Origin of the sequence: Clostridium sp. KLE 1755 (assembly GCF_000466465.2) — a bacterium.
In the GTDB taxonomy this organism is placed as follows: Bacteria; Bacillota; Clostridia; order Lachnospirales; family Lachnospiraceae; genus Eisenbergiella; species Eisenbergiella porci.
In genome coordinates this window covers 1-432 of record NZ_KE992766.1, presented here as the reverse complement: position 1 = coordinate 432, position 432 = coordinate 1, and the positions used below count along the sequence as shown (strand labels likewise).

Here is a 432-nt window from a genome sequence, read left to right as displayed (position 1 = left end):
CCGCCCCAAAATCACAAACCATCTCCTCGGGAGGAACGCTTCCAATATAAACCTGATATCCAGAAATACGTTCTCCGCCAAATTTCAGGATATATATTACCAAAAAACTAAAAAGTCTGACATTAATCATTCTTATTATTTCCGAACAAACCCAAACCTTCCGCATTCTCCGCTTTTTTACCTGAAAAAAATGTGCAGTAGAACGCGGCCACTTCCTCTGTGAGAGCCAGCGGTTCCTGTGGCGTAAGGCCGGGGCGGGCGTTGTGGTTGGGAAAGGGCGGCGGCCTGCGGGGCAGGTGTTTTTTCATGTACCAGTCAGACCGGGCATTTCGATGAACCTTGGCAAAAATTGTTTCAGGAGAGCCTTCAACAATTTTAAGTTTCATCTCCATGGTCTGAAAAGGTACATGAAAAAACACCTGCCCCGCAGGC

At 47.0% G+C, this 432-nt stretch carries 1 protein-coding gene; it reads right to left on the bottom strand.

Going from position 1 to position 432, the window contains the following annotated elements:
* Positions 1-122 precede the first annotated feature (122 nt).
* Positions 123-432, bottom strand: a 310-nt coding sequence (locus HMPREF1548_RS30300) for a hypothetical protein (protein ID WP_021639288.1), incomplete at its 5' end; no start/stop codon positions are given.